Here is a 14,366-nt window from a genome sequence, read left to right on the forward strand (position 1 = left end):
AAAACATCCCGTCACTGACTGGCCCACACAATCCGCGCCATCCACGTCACCTGCGCCCGCTCCAGCACCCGGTTGGAAAAGTCCGGATTAAGCGACCGCAGTTCAACCTGCTTCTCCGTCAACCGCACCAGTTCCTTGGCCATGACCTCGCCTTCGCTGGTCTTCACCACCACCCGGTCGCCCCGCCGCAGGTTCTGACGCAGCGGATCGACGATGATACGGTCGCCGTCGCGGTAAAGCGGCAGCATGGAATCGCCTGAAATCTCAAGCGCATAGAGCCCTTCACCTGCGGGCAGGCCGATCTCGTCCCAGCCCTGTCCGACCGGAAATCCCGCATCGTCAAACAGGCCGTCATTGCCCGCCTGCGCAAACCCGATCAAAGGCACACCCTTCGGCACCGGGCGCGGTTCGGTCAGGGCGGCAAAATCGGAAAAGCTCTGGCCCGTGGCCTCCAGCAGCTTGGCCAGACTCTCGGTGGAGGGCCAGCGCGGACGGGGCGGGTCTTCGGTCGATTGGCGTTTCGACTTGTTGAAGGCCGTAGGGTCAAGCCCCGCCAGTCGCGCCAGCCCCGACGGTGACGTGCCGAGGTTCAGCGCCAGACGGTCGATGGCATTCCAGATTTGGGCGTGCGACAAGGACATGGCGCGTTTCCTGTGAGATATCAGGAAAATAAATCCAGATGCAGGAAAATCAACTTAAATTATGAATTTAATCCTATTTTTTATGAAGTCTGGCCAAGGCGCCCCACGCCATCGCGCCCAGCACGCACGCCGTTGACAGGGTAAGCGCCATCGCCAGGGTGATCGGTCTGATGCGTCCATCGGACAGGGCCAAGACAGGCAGCATGACCGATACCCATTGACACCCAGCGGCCACGACGGGCCACGGATGCGGGGATTTCCATCTCAGTGCCGTCAACAGGCTCAGAAAAAGAGCGTTCAGTACCAGAGCGATGATGGCGTTGCCGCTAAAACTGCCCCAAAGGGCCAGCAGAGGCAGCCCGCTCAGCAACCCGGCCATCCACAGGCGTTGCCGCCCGTCATCCCTGAACACGCCGTCAATTCGCTGATAAATCAGGCGCTTCAGGCCTTGCAGACCTGACACTTCCCCCGGCAAAGCCCCCTCCCGGAAATCATATCGGGAAAGAGTAGAACATCTATAGATTGTGGCAATCCGATTTTCGTACTGGCCGTTTCCCGCGTGTCCTCCAGGGTCCGGACCCTAAGCTAACCGATCAGAAAATGCGCCTGAAGCGTGGCGATGGGTTGCTCACGCAGTTCCTGCCACGCCCAGGCCTCGACATTGGCAATGGTGCGACCGACGCGGTTGATGCGGGCGCGCGCATAGGTGTCGATAGGCTTGCCGGAGCGCAGATACTGCACGCTGACATTGACCGGTTTGGGGATCTGCTCGAACGTCTCGAACACCGACAACTGAGCCGTGGCCGTCAGTTCCAGAAACGCGCCTATGGTGCCGCCGTGAAGGGCCGGCAGCAGCGGATTGCCGATCAGGTGCGGAGCGAACGGCATGACGGTGGTCAGTTCATTACCCGCCATTTCCATGCGGAGGTTGAGGAACTGCGCGAACGGGACGCGGCGGAAAAGGTCTTCCGGGCCGCTGATCATCAGATCGGCAATCATGCGTGGGCCTCGCGGTTTTTCAGGCAGGGGTGGGAGATGATGAAGGCCGCCTGCGCCGCCGCGACCGGGTCGCTCAGGCTGTCGTCATAGGCAAAGCCGCGCACGAAGCCGACACTGCGCGTCAGCTTGTAGCATTTGGCCAGAATGAACAGATCGCGCTGCGGCTGGGCCGGGCGCATATAGTCGATGCGCAGATCCATTGTGGCTATGGGCTTATATTCGTTCAGTTCGTCCCAGACGGCCATACCACAGGCGTGATCGAGCAGGGCGGTCACCGCCCCGCCAGCGATCACCCCTGTCGCCGGGTCGCCGATCAGGTCTTCCCGATAGGGCAGGCACAGTTTTATGCCGTCATCGGAGCGTCCGGCATAGCGGGCCCCGATAGACTTCATATAGGGGATATTCTCGACCAGAAGATCGAAGCCTTCGCGAAAAGGCGCGTGTGACATCGGTTCGCCTCCATGTAAGTTCTTATTCTTATTCGCTTTATCGGGCGCGGAGTCGCGTCTGAGGCCTATAGTGGCGCAAATCCCCTGCGCCGTCAAAACGATTGCCGTTACCGACAGGCGAGTTTGCACTTGCAAAATCGCTGAAACGGTTTCTTTACAGACACAAGACCTGTTTTCCGTAACCCAGAGAGTACCCATGACCCCGTCCGATCTTGAAACCGTGCCCGCCGACCGTTCGGCACTGGTGCTGTTTTCCGGCGGGCAGGATTCGACCGCCTGCCTCGCCTGGGCCCTGACCCATTACGAGCGCGTGGAAACCATCGGCTTCGACTATGGGCAGCGCCATGCCATCGAAATGACGACGCGCACCCGTGTGCTGGAGCGCTTTCCTGACGTGTTCGAACCCGCCCGCACGCGACTGGGTGAAGACCATGTGGTCGATCTCAAAGGCTTCGGGCGCGTGGCGGAGTCGTCGCTGACGCGCGAACAGGAAATCCGCATGGGCGAACGCGGCCTGCCCAACTCCTTCGTTCCGGGGCGCAATCTCGCCTTCTTCGTCTATGCCGCCGCCGTGGCGGACCGCCGGGGCATAGATCATCTGGTCGGGGGCATGTGCGAAACCGACTTCTCCGGCTATCCCGACTGCCGCAAGGACACGCTGGAGGCGATGCAAAACGTGCTCAATCTCGGCATCGAGCGGCCCTATATCATCGACACGCCCCTGATGTTCCTGACCAAGGCCGAAACCTGGGCGCTGACGCACCAACTGGGCGGTGAGGCCTTGGTCGATCTGGTACTCGAAGACACCCACACCTGCTATATGGGGCAGCGCGGCGAGCGTCACGCCTGGGGCTATGGCTGCGGCACCTGCCCTGCGTGTGAACTGCGGGCCCGTGGCTTCGAGCAGTGGCGCAACGGCTGATGGTCTATAGTTTCAAAGAGATATTCCTGACTCTTCAGGGCGAAGGCGGACAGGCCGGGCGCGTAGCGGTATTTGCGCGCTTTGCCGGATGCAATCTGTGGAGCGGGCGCGAACAGGACCGGGCGGCGGCCGCCTGTACCTTTTGCGACACGGATTTTGTCGGCACCGATGGCGAGGGTGGAGGCAAGTTCGACGCCCCCGAAGCCGTGGCGGCAGCGCTGGATGCGCACTGGGGGGCTATCGACCCGGTGCACAAATCGGTCGTCTTCACCGGTGGCGAACCGCTGCTGCAACTGGATGCGCCGCTGATCGCTGCGGTCAAGGCGGCGGGCTATTTTATCGCGGTGGAATCGAACGGTACGCTGCGGGCACCTGACGGCATCGACTGGTTGTGCATCTCGCCCAAGGGCGAGAACCGCCTGCATCAGACCTCCGGGCAGGAGTTAAAGCTGGTCTGGCCGCAGGACCGCGTCGATCCGGCGGAATTTGCCGGCATGGACTTTGAGCGCTTCTATTTGCAACCGAAAGACCCGCTGGATCAGGACCCGGCGATGCAGGCGGCCCATACGCAGGCCGTGATCGACTACTGTCTGGCCCACCCGCAATGGCGGATGAGTGTGCAGACGCACAAGGTCGTGGGGATCAGGTAGATTTACCCCGGCGCGCCCGGCGGCGGCGTGGACGCTTTTTGACCATCGACAGCAGCAGGCCTTCGCGCAGGCCGCGATCGGCGACGCGCAGGCGGTCGCACGGCCACAGGCTTTGCACGGCCTCCAGTATTGCCGCGCCGGCCAGCACCAGATCGGCGCGATCCTTGCCGATACAGGGTTCCTGTTCGCGTCCCTTTTGCCCAAGGCTCAGAAGGCGGTCGATAACGGCGCGGCACTGATCATGGGTCATCCACAAGCCATCGACCTTCGAACGGTCATAGCGCTCCAGTTGCAGGTGCATCCCGGCCAGAGAGGTAATGGCCCCCGACGTGCCGACAATATAGGCCTGCTGCGCATCGAAATGAGGGCGCAGAGGCTCCGGGGCCTTGAAGTCGATCAGGGCCTGACGCACATCCTCGACCATCTGGGCGAACCACGCCTGCTTGTCGCCATCGCCCGGTTCGGGGAAACGTTCGGCCAGATTGACCACGCCTTTGGGGATGGAGATCCAGTATTGCGGGCGTGGCGGTTTGGGGCGCGCGTTCAATCCGCGTGACCCGCTGGCCTCGGTGGGCTCTGTTTCTTCCCCCAGCGGCAGCCAGGATATCTCGGTCGAGCCGCCGCCCACGTCCATGACAATGGCCGCCTTGGCCTCACCATCGAGGAGGGAGGCGCAGCCGACGACCGACAGGCGCGCCTCTTCTTCGGGGGTGATAATGGTCAGCTTGAGGCCGGTTTCGCGCTCGACGCGCTGAATGAAGTCCGGACCATTGCGCGCGATGCGGCAGGCCTGGGTGGCGACGGCACGCGTGCGCACCACCTGCCGACGCCCGATCTTTTCGGCGCACAGTTTGAGCGCGGCGAGCGCGCGTTCCATGGCGCGATCCGACAGATTGCCGGTCTGGCTGAGGCCTTCCCCCAGCCGGACAATACGTGAAAAGGCTTCGACGATCCGGAATTGTCCATTGTGCCAGGCGGCGATCATCAGGCGGCAATTATTAGTGCCGAGGTCCAGCGCGGCGTACAGGGGCGACGGCTCGGCGGCGGCCGGGCGCTGCGGCGGTGCCGGTCTGGGCCGCGGCTTGCCCGCTGGGGCGGTCGCGCTGTGGCCGCTGCCCTTGCGGGCGCGACGCGGACCGCGCTTGCGCGGCGGGCCGCTTTTTGAGGGAGCCTCACTCATGGTGGCTCATACCCCGCTTTATCATAATGTGGGACGCTCAGAGCCGGAGGCCGCGTCAAGTTGCTTTCAGCCTAGAACGCATTTTCCTCCGTGCAAAGCGCTTTTGTGTTAATTTCGTCACGCCGCTGACGGGTAATTCTGCAACGACCCGCCCAGCGCATGAATTGCCTGCGTACCCGACAACCAAAGGGGGAAGGGGGGAGGCGGGGCTGCCGAGTCGCGCTACACCAGACGGGCTGACGATACCGCAACCGAGGGAGGCGCTGATGATGACCGATTCTGTCTCTGGTTCCGTTTCCGGCCCCTATGCCGCGAGCAACGGGGACCGGTCGGCGCGTTTCGGCATTGGTCAGTTGGTTCGCCACGTCCTGTTCGACTTTCGCGGCGTGGTCTTCGACATTGATCCACAGTTTTCCGATACCGAGGAATGGCTGATGGCCATACCCGAAGCGGTGCGCCCGGATAAGGATCAGCCCTTCTATCACCTGCTCGCTGAAAACGGTGACATCTGCTATGTCGCCTATGCGTCCGAAGGCAATCTCTGTCCGGACGAGACGGGTATGCCTCTGCGCCACCCGCAGGCCGACCTTATTTTCGACCGTTTTGAAAATGGGCGCTATCTGCTGAAATCGCGACTGGCTAACTAAGCGTCGCCGATAAGCCGTGCGGCTCATCCCCAGCCCTGTAAGGGGCTGCCGTAATTTTGCCGTGCTGCAATCGTTTCGTCACGCTTAAGGCGCTATTATGCGCAGCGGCAACGGACACACATTCAGCGCCCGTTCATGATGGTTTCTTTATGATAGCGAGTGAAACTGACATAAAAAAAGCTCACCAATTCTGGAAGAATTGGTGAGCCCGCTGGGACTCGAACCCAGGACCCTCTGATTAAAAGTCAGATGCTCTAGCCGGCTGAGCTACGGGCTCATCAAAACGTACCCAATGACCGAAGTCGTTTCGGGTGCGGCCTTCATAGTGGGGACTTTTTGTTTGCGCAAGCGCAAGGTTCAAGTTTTATGTGTTGTGTTGTAGATAAATGGCGTACAGCAGGGTGCGTGGAGGGACTAAAAGAATGAGGATTTGGCGTATCGCTTCGGCCGTTGGCGGGATCGCGTGCCTCTTCGGCCCCCTGAGTGCCTGCGCCAGCAAGCCGGATAAGGTGCACATCGTCGAATCGCGTCCTGTACATGCGGATGACCCTAAAACGCCGGATGACCCCACCCTGACCCAGACCATGCGCAAGAGCGCGACGGATGTCGGTGACGGATTCGGGGAGGCCATCTCCGCCCCTCTGGTCGATCTTAATCTGAAGCGTAAGGAAATCCCGCCGGTTCTGGTGCGGGCCTCGAAAAACACCTACGATCTGGCCAATCTGGAACGCTGTGAATCCATTGCCGGCGAAGTGGCCCTTCTGGATCAGGCGCTTGGGCCGGACTTCGACGAGCCGCCCGCCCCGGAGGGCACCATGACCTCGCGCGGCGGCAAGATGGCATCTGATGCGACCCTGACGGCGGTGCGCTCGGCGGCGACCGATGTCCTGCCTATGCGCGGCCTGATCCGCAAGATGACCGGCGCTGAAAAGCATCAGAAGGCCATGGATCGCGCCATCGCCGCCGGGAATGTGCGCCGCGCCTACCTCAAAGGCATCGGCATGAACAAGAACTGCGCCCCGCCGGCCGCGCCGTCGTGGTTCGTGCCGAAGCAGGCCCGCGTGACGATCGAAGAGGTCGTGGAAGAGCCGGGCACGCCTGCGCAACGAAAAGTCAATCGCCGCAAATAATTAGGCCGATATGTTAAAGCGAGCGACCAGGGCGCCCTATCCGTTTAGATGGGGCGCTTTGAGGTGCGTCTCATGGAACCATTTGCGGAAGGCCTGAAACTCACCGGCCGCGATGGCGGCGCGCATACGGATCATCAGGGCCTGGAAAAAGGCGATGTTGTGCCAGCTCAGCAGCACCTGACCCAGGATTTCCTCGGCCTTGAACAGGTGGTGCAGATAGGCCTTGGAATAGTCGCGGCTGGCCGGGCAGTCGCTGGTGGCGTCCAGCGGCGTGTCGTCTTCGGCAAAGCGGGCGTTTTTGATGTTGATGGGGCCTTCCCACGTCCACACCTGACCGTGGCGGCCAGAGCGGGTCGGCAATACGCAGTCGAACATATCGACGCCGCGCGCCACGCCTTCGACCAGATCAATCGGCTTGCCCACCCCCATCAGGTAGCGCGGACTATCCCACGGCAGGAGCGGCGCGCAGTATTCGAGGGTGTCGCACATGGCCTCATGGCCTTCACCGACGGCCAGACCGCCGATGGCATAGCCGTCAAAGCCGATCTCCAGCAGGCGGTCGGTCGATTCCCGGCGCAAGCGCTCAAAGGTCGAGCCCTGCTGAATGCCGAACAGGGCCTGCGTGTCGCGCTGCCCGAAGGCTTGTTTCGACCGCAGCCCCCAGCGCGCCGACAGTTGCAGCGCCTTCTGCGCGCGCGCTTCGTCGGCGGGCCATGAGACGCATTCATCGAGTTGCATGACGATGTCGGAACCCAGCAGGTCGGCCTGAATCTCCATCGAGCGTTCCGGCGACAGGACGTGCTTTGAGCCGTCGATATGGCTCTGGAAGGTGACGGCCTCTTCGGTGACTTTGGAAATCTGCGACAGGCTCATCACCTGAAAGCCGCCGGAATCAGTGAGGATGGGGCCGTCCCAGCCCATGAATTTGTGCAGGCCACCCAGTCGCTTCACGCGCTCCGCCGACGGGCGCAGCATCAGGTGATAGGTGTTGCCGAGGATGATTTTCGCATGGCTTTGCCGCACCATGTCGAGCGTCAGGGCCTTGACGGTGGCGGCGGTGCCCACCGGCATGAAGATGGGGGTCGGGATGTCGCCACGCGGCGTTTTCAGCACGCCCGTGCGGGCCTGACCATCGGAAGCGGAGATTTCAAAAGGGAATGCGGACATGGGCGGGGTATTAGACGGCCTCAGTATTTAAGTCAAAGCCGTTGCAAGTTGGCTGTCGAAGTTGCACCTTCTGATACAACGAGGGAGGGAGTGATGAAGATATACCTATGGGTCGCAGGCGTAAGTTTTGTTCTTCTCACCCCCATCGCCCACGCCAAAGAAAAACTGGAATGGCGCTACGACCGCGCAAATGAAGGTGTTTTGGTTCTCTATGACGTTGATAGCGGCAGTTACCCTTATGAAGAGCTGTCTTTGACCTGTGAGGACAACGGCGATCTGAGTGTCGAAGCGAGAGGGATACGTTTATGGAGTGACGTAAACGGGCCTGTTATTGATCCCGAAGACCTTCAGAGCTTAGCGATTGAAACGGATATGTTCCGTATTGAAGCGCCCTTACAAAAGGTGACCTCTGAGTATTCAGGATGGGCGCAAGCACGGTTCCCTAAGTCCGGTAGTTTGGTAGAGGGGCTCATGGGCACTTTTTTGGTAGTGCGTGCTGTCAATCGAAATCCGGTGCTTTCACGTCCGCTGGAGCGGGGGGACTACAGCCGACTATATCCCGCGCCCGACTACATGAAATCCGGACCTTTTCGCCAATATTGTGCAAAGCGGATTGTGCCACTAGCAAAACATTGAAAAATCAACTGTTTTGCCATTTGGTGTAGGCGTCTCTGCACAGATCAGACGCGCGTCTGTAAACAGCCTCTTCCTCGGAAAGGCGCTGATGAGCGCGTTCCCAACGCAAAAACGGCGTCAGTTCGCGGTGAACGGAGACAGCCGTGGTGCCCCATGACGGCCCGCCCGATTGTGTGCGAATTTCGCATCCAATGCCGGGTGCCAGGGTTTCGGCGTGGCCGGGCTTTCCGGTGAAGTCGCCGAACAGGAACGAAAGACCCAGTAAGCCGATGGTGGCCATAAAATACCCGAACACAATCGGCAGGACGGTCACGAATTTGAGGATCATACGTAACCCGATGCGTTTGTCGCCTATCCCCCAGCCTTCCCACGCCAGAAAGGCATAGGCCGTATAGGCCAGCGCCAAGGCCATCAGATTGGCGAGGGGTGAGGTGAAGCGCAAACCCACGGCCCATGCGAGGGCAACCACAGCCAGAACCGCGAAGGAGAGGGGCAGAAGCGTGTGGTTTTGGGGCCGCCCGAAGCGTTGTACCAGATAGGCCAACACAGGTGCCCCTAACAGACCGCCCCACAATATCCCCATGCCAATCGTCACGCATACCCTCCCTCGGCTTGGGGTTCAGGGATACCGCTCGAATTGGGTGACTTTGTGACCCTTATAGGTTGTGTCGGCAAAGGCTGTGTACCCCAGAGCCGCGGCCACCTTTTGCGACGGTCTATTGGACGGGTCGATAATGCACACGGTGCGTTGCGGGTGGGTGGCATCAAACCAGTCGTGGGCGGCGCGCACGGCCTCCAGCGCATAGCCGCGCCCCTGACAGGCGGGTGTGATGGCCCAGGCCGCTTCCGGTGACAGATCGAAGTCAGGCCCCAGACCGCGGTGGAAGTCGGCCAGCCCCGTATCGCCGACAAAGCGCCCCGTGTCCTTTTCGATAGCGGCAAACAGACCCCAGCCAAAGGCCGTCCAGTGCCCCATATAGCGCAGCAGGCGGTGCCACACCTCTTCCGGCGACTGCGGAGTCAGGCCCGACAGGCGGTAAAAGTCCGGGTCGCCGAACATGGCACACAGGCCGTTATAGTCCTCAAGGACGTGCGGGCGCAGGATCAGGCGAGGGGTTTCGATCATGACTCCCATCGGTATCTCGCTTTTCTCGAAACGGCAATCTGGCGTGCGGTGGCCGATGGGGTATAAGCGGGCATGACCGCAGACATCGCTCCCTTTTACGCCATAGAGATCAGCCGGCTGGCCCACGCCCTCAAGGATCAGGGGCGCTCCATCATCCATATGGAGTTCGGACAGCCTTCCACCGGCGCGCCGAAAGCCGCCATTGAGCAGGCGCATCGCATTCTCGACAGCGACGGTATGGGCTATTGGGAAAGCACGCCGCTCAAGGCGCGGCTGGCGAAGCATTATCTCGACAGCTACGGCGTCAGCGTCGATCCGGAGCGCTTTATTCTCACCTGTGGGGCGTCGCCCGCTCTGGTGCTGGCGCTCAGTGCGGGCTTTCAGCCGGGTGCGCGTATTGCGCTGGCGCGGCCCGGCTATGTCGCCTACCGCAATGTGCTGAAGGCGCTGAACATGGTGCCCGTCGAAATCCCCTGCGGGCCGGAGGTGCGCTTTCAACTGACCGCCGAGGCTTTGAGCACGCTCGATCCGGCGCCGGACGGCGTGATTATCGCCAGCCCGGCCAATCCGACCGGCACGGTGATCGGGCCGGACGAACTCAAGGCCATCGCCGAGGTGTGCCGGGTGCGCGGCATCCGCATCCTGTCGGACGAAATCTATCACGGCCTGACCTATGAGGCCCCGGCGCGGTCGTTGCTCGAATACGCGCCAGACGCCTGGGTGGTCAGCAGCTTCTCCAAATATTTCAGCATGGTCGGCTGGCGGCTGGGCTGGTGTCTGGCCCCCGAAAGGCAGATTGCCGCCGCGCGTGCCTATGTCGGCAACCTGTTCCTGACCGCGCCGTCGCTCAGTCAGCACGCCGGGCTGATCGCCCTCGACAGCCGCTCTGAACTGGACGGGCACGTCGAAACCTATCGCCGCAACCGCCGCCTTCTACTCGACGCCCTGCCGCAATTGGGGCTGAGCCGCATCGCGCCGCCCGACGGGGCCTTCTACATCTATGCCGATATCGGGCACCTGACCGACGACAGCCTGTCCTTCTGCAAAGCGCTGCTCAACGATACCGGCGTCTGCACCGCACCCGGCATCGACTTCGACCCGGTCGAAGGGCACCACTTTATCCGTTTCAGCTTCGCCGTTTCTACGGCTGAGGTCGAGGACGCGATCACCCGTATGGTGCCGTGGTTTAAGGCGAGAACAAACTAAGAGAAGGGCAGGGGCCCACGCTCAAACAGCGAAGCGGTAGCGCACAAAAAAGCGCCCCTGCACCCCATTACATTTCGCGCTCTATCGTCGATGTTTGCGCTCCAAGTTCTGGGGTGCAGGGGCCTGCGGCCCCTGCATCCTACTTCGATCGGTTGCTGAGCAAGCTCGCATCGCCATACGAAAAGAAGCGATACCCGCTGTCGATGGCGTGTGCATAGGCCGCCTTCATGGCCTGGGTGCCGGCGAAGGCGCAGACCAGCATGAACAGGGTCGATTTCGGCAGATGGAAATTGGTCCACAGCATATCGGCCGAACGCACCGGCACGCCCGGCGTGATGAAGATATCGGTGTCGCCGCTGAACGGATGGATGTGGCCCTCGGTATCGCAGGCGCTTTCGATCAGGCGCAGAGCGGTGGTACCGATGGCGATGATGCGGCCCCCGGCGGCGCGGGCGGCATTGATGCGGGCGGCGGAGTGGACTGAGACGACGCCAAATTCGGCGTGCATCCTGTGGTCTTTGGTGTCTTCGACCTTAACCGGCAGGAAGGTGCCGGCACCGACGTGCAGGGTGACTTCTTCGAACAGCACTCCCTTGTCCCGCAGCGCTTGCAGCAGTTCCGGCGTGAAATGCAGCCCGGCGGTGGGGGCGGCGACGGAGCCTTCGTCGCGGGCAAACACCGTCTGATAGTCGCTTTTGTCCTGTTCGTCTTCCGGGCGTTTGGAGCGGATATAGGGCGGCAGCGGCATCCCGCCCAGCCGGTGCAGGCCGTTCAATACCTCAGACGCCGCCTGCTCGAAGCGCAAGACATAGACGCCGTCTTCGTCTTTTGACAGGACACGCGCGCTGAGGTCGTCAAAACGCAGGGTGTCGCCTTCGCGGATACGGCGACCGGGCTTCAGAAAGGCCTGCCAGCTCTGGCCATCCAGCGACTTGATCAGGGTGGCTTCGAACGCCACGCTCTGGCCGTCGCGCTCACGGCTGCCCTTGAGCTGCGTCGGCAGGACGCGCGTATTGTTGATGACCAGCAGGTCACCGGCCTTCAAAAGCGACGGCAGGTCGCCGACGCGCCAATCTTCGCGCACCTCGCCATCGACCCGCAGCAGGCGGGCGGCCTCACGCGGGGTGACGGGCCGCAGCGCAATGCGATCCTCGGGCAGGTCAAAATCGAAATCGGAAACCTTCATGCCTGCTTAAAAGGCGATTGCGGCCCAAAAAGCAAGAGCGCTCAAATCACGAGGCGCGTGGGGCGTCCTGTGCGGCGGGTGTGGCGGTTTCCTTGCCTTCGATCCAGTTTTCGCCGTCGATCATCTCGGCAAAGATGCGGATGACGCGGGTGGGGAAGGTGACCGGATAGGCCTTCGCACGCGCCAGAACCAGCGGGTCCTGACTGATGATCGCCACCTTGCGCCCCATGTCGCGGCCCTGCGCGATGGTGGCCCACTGCCGCGCCAGACGCCCCAGTTCATCAAAGGGGACGAAGCCTTCGAAGCGGCGCATGTCGATAATGATGTCGTAGAGCCAGACCTCACCCACGGTTTCGAGATAGCGCGCGATGCCGCTGACGATCTCCTGACCATCCAGATCGCCGATATAGCGGATGGTGATGCGCTTCTGTTCGTCGTTCTGCGAGAAGTTGAGGCGGGAGCGTGGGGGCATGGTTCAGGCTCCGGGAGGGTTACGCTCTGTCTTAACCTAAGGACACCTTGTTCACAAACAAAAAACCGGCCGGACAGGTGTCCGACCGGTGGGTTCTGTCAAAGCGGGCTTACGCGGCTCAGGCGGCGTCGGCAGCGACCTTGAAGCTGACGATCTTGCCCGGCGCGCGCGGCGGCTCTCCCTTGGGCAGGGCATCGACGTGTTCCATGCCTTCGGTCACTTCGCCCCAGACGGTGTATTGGCCATCGAGGAAGCGGGCGTCGGCAAAGCAGATGAAGAACTGGCTGTCGGCCGAATCGGGGTTTTGCGAGCGCGCCATCGAGCAGACGCCGCGCACATGCGGCTCACGCGAAAATTCGGCCTTCAGCTTCTTGCCCGAGCCGCCATAGCCCTGACCTTCCGGGTCGCCGCCCTGAGCCATGAAGCCCGGAATGACGCGGTGGAAGACGATGCCGTCATAGAAGCCCTGACGGCACAGTTCCTTGATGCGGGCGACGTGGTTGGGGGCGAGGTCGGGGCGCAGCTTGATACGCACGTCACCGCTTTCCAGCGTCAGGATGAGGGTGTTTTCCAGATCTTCGGACATGGGGGCTCCAGTTTAGAGCCTCATGCCGAAAAGTGGGCACCACTTTTCGGAAAAACATGAGGCGTTGTAAAAAAATTGAGCGATACGGCGGCTCAACTGAGCCGGCGGATGCTCAAGGTTTGCGGCTGAAATAGGCTATTCGTCGGGCTTTGACAAATCCTATCCGGTGCATTCGGCGGGCTTTTGCTCATCGGCCCCGTAAAGCGCGCAGGAGCGCCTGATCTCGCCCTCAATCATTGGACATGGGTTTTTGACGTTGCAGGGCGGGTGCGTCGCCGGGCTGACGGTGCGGCAGCGCTGCACCAGCTTGTCGGCTTCGAGCTGGCCTTTTTCCTCCAGGCAGGTGGCGGTCGAGGCGCTTTTGGGGTTCAGCGTGGGTTCGGCATAGGCCAGAGGCGCTTCGGACGCATCGACGGCGGCCACGGATTCGGCGGTGGCGTAGGACTGATCCGCTTCGCTGACGGCCACGGGTTTGCAGGCTGTTAAGGCTGCCGCGATCAGCACGGGGGCGAGCAGGGGCGTCAGGCGCATGGGGACTCTCCTTTTGCGCCTGAGCTTATCGGCCCGGACATAAAGGCAAAATGATTTTCCGTGTGCGACAAAACCCGTTATAGACGCCGCATGAGTAACGATACCCCCGAAGAACCGCGCCGCCGCATGGTGAAGCCGCCCGAAGGCGGCAACCTGTCCGGTCGCGCCAAGGGTCATACGGCGGTCAAGACCGCCAAGCAACGCACGCAATCCTCGGCCAAGTGGCTGGAGCGCCAACTGAACGATCCCTTTGTGCAAAAGGCCAAGGCCGAGGGCTGGCGCTCGCGTGCGGCCTTCAAGCTACAGGAAATCGACGATCGGTTTCACATCCTCAGGCGCGGTTCGCGCGTGGTCGATCTGGGCTGCGCGCCGGGGGGCTGGGTGCAGATGGCCAAGTCGCGCGGGGCGGCGCACGTCGTGGGGGTGGATCTGCTGCCCGTCGATTCCATTCCCGGTGCGGATATGATCGAGGCCGACTTCACCGATCCGGCCATTCCGGGGCGGCTGATGGAGATGATGGGTGATAAGCCGGACGTGGTGCTGTCCGATCTGGCGCACAATACGGTCGGCCACCGTCAGACCGACCACCTGAAGATCATGGGGCTTCTGGAACTGGCGTCGGATTTCGCGCTGGATAATCTCAAGCCGGGTGGCGCGTTCGTCGCCAAGGCCTTTCAGGGCGGTGAGACGGAGCATCTGCTGCTCAAGCTGAAACTCGCCTTCCGCGATGTGAAGCACTTCAAGCCGAAATCGAGCCGGGCGGATTCGTCGGAAATCTACATCGTGGCGCAAGGTTTCAAGGGCTAGGGCTTCAAGGGGTAAGGAACCATATTGCCTC

The 14,366-nt window shown here is 61.7% G+C and carries 19 protein-coding genes and 1 tRNA gene; 7 read left to right on the forward strand and 13 right to left on the reverse strand.

Annotated elements, in window-relative coordinates; all coding sequences use genetic code 11:
- Positions 1-11 precede the first annotated feature (11 nt).
- From AACH73_RS13535 to AACH73_RS13550, 4 genes are all read right to left on the reverse strand, one after another.
- On the reverse strand, positions 12-641 hold the full coding sequence (locus AACH73_RS13535; RefSeq protein ID WP_272741621.1) for a helix-turn-helix transcriptional regulator: 630 nt from the start codon (positions 639-641) through the stop codon (positions 12-14).
- A gap of 73 nt (positions 642-714) precedes the next feature.
- Positions 715-1,116 (reverse strand): hypothetical protein, encoded by a 402-nt coding sequence (locus AACH73_RS13540; protein WP_272741622.1) that lies wholly within the window; start codon positions 1,114-1,116, stop codon positions 715-717.
- Between the two features lie 110 nt (positions 1,117-1,226).
- Complete coding sequence (locus tag AACH73_RS13545; protein WP_272741623.1) at positions 1,227-1,640, reverse strand: PaaI family thioesterase; 414 nt, start codon at positions 1,638-1,640, stop codon at positions 1,227-1,229.
- Entirely contained in the window at positions 1,637-2,089 is a 453-nt protein-coding gene (locus AACH73_RS13550) for a PaaI family thioesterase (protein ID WP_272741624.1), read from the reverse strand. Before AACH73_RS13550 ends, AACH73_RS13545 begins: the two co-directional genes overlap by 4 nt.
- A gap of 196 nt (positions 2,090-2,285) precedes the next feature.
- On the opposite strand from AACH73_RS13550, the gene queC reads away from it, so the two are divergent.
- The gene (gene queC, locus AACH73_RS13555; RefSeq protein ID WP_272741625.1) at positions 2,286-3,011 is read left to right on the forward strand and encodes a 7-cyano-7-deazaguanine synthase QueC; all 726 of its coding nucleotides are present in this window, start codon (positions 2,286-2,288) and stop codon (positions 3,009-3,011) included.
- Positions 3,011-3,661, forward strand: a complete 651-nt coding sequence (queE, locus tag AACH73_RS13560) for a 7-carboxy-7-deazaguanine synthase (protein ID WP_338736286.1) — start codon at positions 3,011-3,013, stop codon at positions 3,659-3,661. Before queC ends, queE begins: the two co-directional genes overlap by 1 nt.
- Here the strand turns inward: queE and AACH73_RS13565 are convergent.
- Complete coding sequence (locus tag AACH73_RS13565; protein ID WP_272741627.1) at positions 3,654-4,841, reverse strand: Ppx/GppA phosphatase family protein; 1,188 nt, start codon at positions 4,839-4,841, stop codon at positions 3,654-3,656. The genes queE and AACH73_RS13565 overlap by 8 nt on opposite strands.
- Positions 4,842-5,107: 266 nt before the next feature.
- Here AACH73_RS13565 and hspQ point away from each other — a divergent pair, with 266 nt between their 5' ends.
- On the forward strand, positions 5,108-5,488 hold the full coding sequence (gene hspQ / locus AACH73_RS13570; RefSeq protein ID WP_272741628.1) for a heat shock protein HspQ: 381 nt from the start codon (positions 5,108-5,110) through the stop codon (positions 5,486-5,488).
- Positions 5,489-5,688: 200 nt separating this feature from the next.
- Here hspQ and AACH73_RS13575 read toward each other — a convergent pair.
- Positions 5,689-5,765 (reverse strand) — tRNA-Lys (locus AACH73_RS13575).
- Between the two features lie 145 nt (positions 5,766-5,910).
- Between AACH73_RS13575 and AACH73_RS13580 the strand changes: the two genes are divergently transcribed.
- Complete coding sequence (locus AACH73_RS13580) at positions 5,911-6,618, forward strand: hypothetical protein (protein WP_272741629.1); 708 nt, start codon at positions 5,911-5,913, stop codon at positions 6,616-6,618.
- A gap of 36 nt (positions 6,619-6,654) precedes the next feature.
- Here AACH73_RS13580 and tgt read toward each other — a convergent pair whose 3' ends face one another.
- Positions 6,655-7,785, reverse strand: coding sequence for a tRNA guanosine(34) transglycosylase Tgt (tgt, locus tag AACH73_RS13585; RefSeq protein ID WP_338736287.1), 1,131 nt, complete (start codon positions 7,783-7,785; stop codon positions 6,655-6,657).
- 93 nt (positions 7,786-7,878) lie between these two features.
- On the opposite strand from tgt, the gene AACH73_RS13590 reads away from it, so the two are divergent.
- Positions 7,879-8,421 (forward strand): hypothetical protein, encoded by a 543-nt coding sequence (locus AACH73_RS13590; RefSeq protein ID WP_272741631.1) that lies wholly within the window; start codon positions 7,879-7,881, stop codon positions 8,419-8,421.
- A 4-nt stretch (positions 8,422-8,425) separates the two neighbouring features.
- On the opposite strand, the gene AACH73_RS13595 is transcribed toward AACH73_RS13590, so the two are convergent.
- The gene (locus tag AACH73_RS13595; protein ID WP_272741632.1) at positions 8,426-9,016 is read right to left on the reverse strand and encodes a hypothetical protein; all 591 of its coding nucleotides are present in this window, start codon (positions 9,014-9,016) and stop codon (positions 8,426-8,428) included.
- A gap of 24 nt (positions 9,017-9,040) precedes the next feature.
- A complete protein-coding gene (locus AACH73_RS13600) occupies positions 9,041-9,547 on the reverse strand; it encodes a GNAT family N-acetyltransferase (protein ID WP_338736288.1) in 507 nt (168 codons plus the stop codon).
- Positions 9,548-9,619: 72 nt separating this feature from the next.
- Here AACH73_RS13600 and AACH73_RS13605 point away from each other — a divergent pair, with 72 nt between their 5' ends.
- On the forward strand, positions 9,620-10,753 hold the full coding sequence (locus AACH73_RS13605; protein WP_338736289.1) for an aminotransferase class I/II-fold pyridoxal phosphate-dependent enzyme: 1,134 nt from the start codon (positions 9,620-9,622) through the stop codon (positions 10,751-10,753).
- A 139-nt stretch (positions 10,754-10,892) separates the two neighbouring features.
- Here AACH73_RS13605 and queA read toward each other — a convergent pair whose 3' ends face one another.
- From queA to AACH73_RS13625, 4 genes are all read right to left on the reverse strand, one after another.
- Positions 10,893-11,939, reverse strand: a complete 1,047-nt coding sequence (gene queA, locus AACH73_RS13610; RefSeq protein WP_338736290.1) for a tRNA preQ1(34) S-adenosylmethionine ribosyltransferase-isomerase QueA — start codon at positions 11,937-11,939, stop codon at positions 10,893-10,895.
- Positions 11,940-11,985: 46 nt separating this feature from the next.
- A complete protein-coding gene (locus tag AACH73_RS13615; RefSeq protein ID WP_338736291.1) occupies positions 11,986-12,411 on the reverse strand; it encodes a hypothetical protein in 426 nt (141 codons plus the stop codon).
- A 118-nt stretch (positions 12,412-12,529) separates the two neighbouring features.
- Entirely contained in the window at positions 12,530-12,997 is a 468-nt protein-coding gene (locus tag AACH73_RS13620; RefSeq protein ID WP_013480115.1) for a peptidylprolyl isomerase, read from the reverse strand.
- 159 nt (positions 12,998-13,156) lie between these two features.
- The gene (locus tag AACH73_RS13625; protein ID WP_338736292.1) at positions 13,157-13,528 is read right to left on the reverse strand and encodes a hypothetical protein; all 372 of its coding nucleotides are present in this window, start codon (positions 13,526-13,528) and stop codon (positions 13,157-13,159) included.
- A gap of 90 nt (positions 13,529-13,618) precedes the next feature.
- Between AACH73_RS13625 and AACH73_RS13630 the strand changes: the two genes are divergently transcribed.
- Entirely contained in the window at positions 13,619-14,335 is a 717-nt protein-coding gene (locus tag AACH73_RS13630; RefSeq protein WP_338736293.1) for an RlmE family RNA methyltransferase, read from the forward strand.
- The last annotated feature ends 31 nt before the right edge of the window (positions 14,336-14,366 follow it).

This window comes from Asticcacaulis sp. DW145, from assembly GCF_037101385.1.
GTDB classification, from domain to species: Bacteria; Pseudomonadota; Alphaproteobacteria; order Caulobacterales; family Caulobacteraceae; genus Asticcacaulis; species Asticcacaulis currens.

Bases quoted from the DNA above. Each gene is read 5' to 3' on its own strand.
- AACH73_RS13535 (WP_272741621.1), bottom strand. From the start codon at position 641: ATGTCCTTGTCGCACGCCCAAATCTGGAATGCCATCGACCGTCTGGCG.
- AACH73_RS13545 (WP_272741623.1), bottom strand. From the start codon at position 1,640: ATGATTGCCGATCTGATGATCAGCGGCCCGGAAGACCTTTTCCGCCGC.
- AACH73_RS13550 (WP_272741624.1), bottom strand. From the start codon at position 2,089: ATGTCACACGCGCCTTTTCGCGAAGGCTTCGATCTTCTGGTCGAGAAT.
- queC (WP_272741625.1), top strand. From the start codon at position 2,286: ATGACCCCGTCCGATCTTGAAACCGTGCCCGCCGACCGTTCGGCACTG.
- queE (WP_338736286.1), top strand. From the start codon at position 3,011: ATGGTCTATAGTTTCAAAGAGATATTCCTGACTCTTCAGGGCGAAGGC.
- AACH73_RS13565 (WP_272741627.1), bottom strand. From the start codon at position 4,841: ATGAGTGAGGCTCCCTCAAAAAGCGGCCCGCCGCGCAAGCGCGGTCCG.
- hspQ (WP_272741628.1), top strand. From the start codon at position 5,108: ATGATGACCGATTCTGTCTCTGGTTCCGTTTCCGGCCCCTATGCCGCG.
- AACH73_RS13580 (WP_272741629.1), top strand. From the start codon at position 5,911: ATGAGGATTTGGCGTATCGCTTCGGCCGTTGGCGGGATCGCGTGCCTC.
- tgt (WP_338736287.1), bottom strand. From the start codon at position 7,785: ATGTCCGCATTCCCTTTTGAAATCTCCGCTTCCGATGGTCAGGCCCGC.
- AACH73_RS13590 (WP_272741631.1), top strand. From the start codon at position 7,879: ATGAAGATATACCTATGGGTCGCAGGCGTAAGTTTTGTTCTTCTCACC.
- AACH73_RS13600 (WP_338736288.1), bottom strand. From the start codon at position 9,547: ATGATCGAAACCCCTCGCCTGATCCTGCGCCCGCACGTCCTTGAGGAC.
- AACH73_RS13605 (WP_338736289.1), top strand. From the start codon at position 9,620: ATGACCGCAGACATCGCTCCCTTTTACGCCATAGAGATCAGCCGGCTG.
- queA (WP_338736290.1), bottom strand. From the start codon at position 11,939: ATGAAGGTTTCCGATTTCGATTTTGACCTGCCCGAGGATCGCATTGCG.
- AACH73_RS13615 (WP_338736291.1), bottom strand. From the start codon at position 12,411: ATGCCCCCACGCTCCCGCCTCAACTTCTCGCAGAACGACGAACAGAAG.
- AACH73_RS13620 (WP_013480115.1), bottom strand. From the start codon at position 12,997: ATGTCCGAAGATCTGGAAAACACCCTCATCCTGACGCTGGAAAGCGGT.
- AACH73_RS13625 (WP_338736292.1), bottom strand. From the start codon at position 13,528: ATGCGCCTGACGCCCCTGCTCGCCCCCGTGCTGATCGCGGCAGCCTTA.
- AACH73_RS13630 (WP_338736293.1), top strand. From the start codon at position 13,619: ATGAGTAACGATACCCCCGAAGAACCGCGCCGCCGCATGGTGAAGCCG.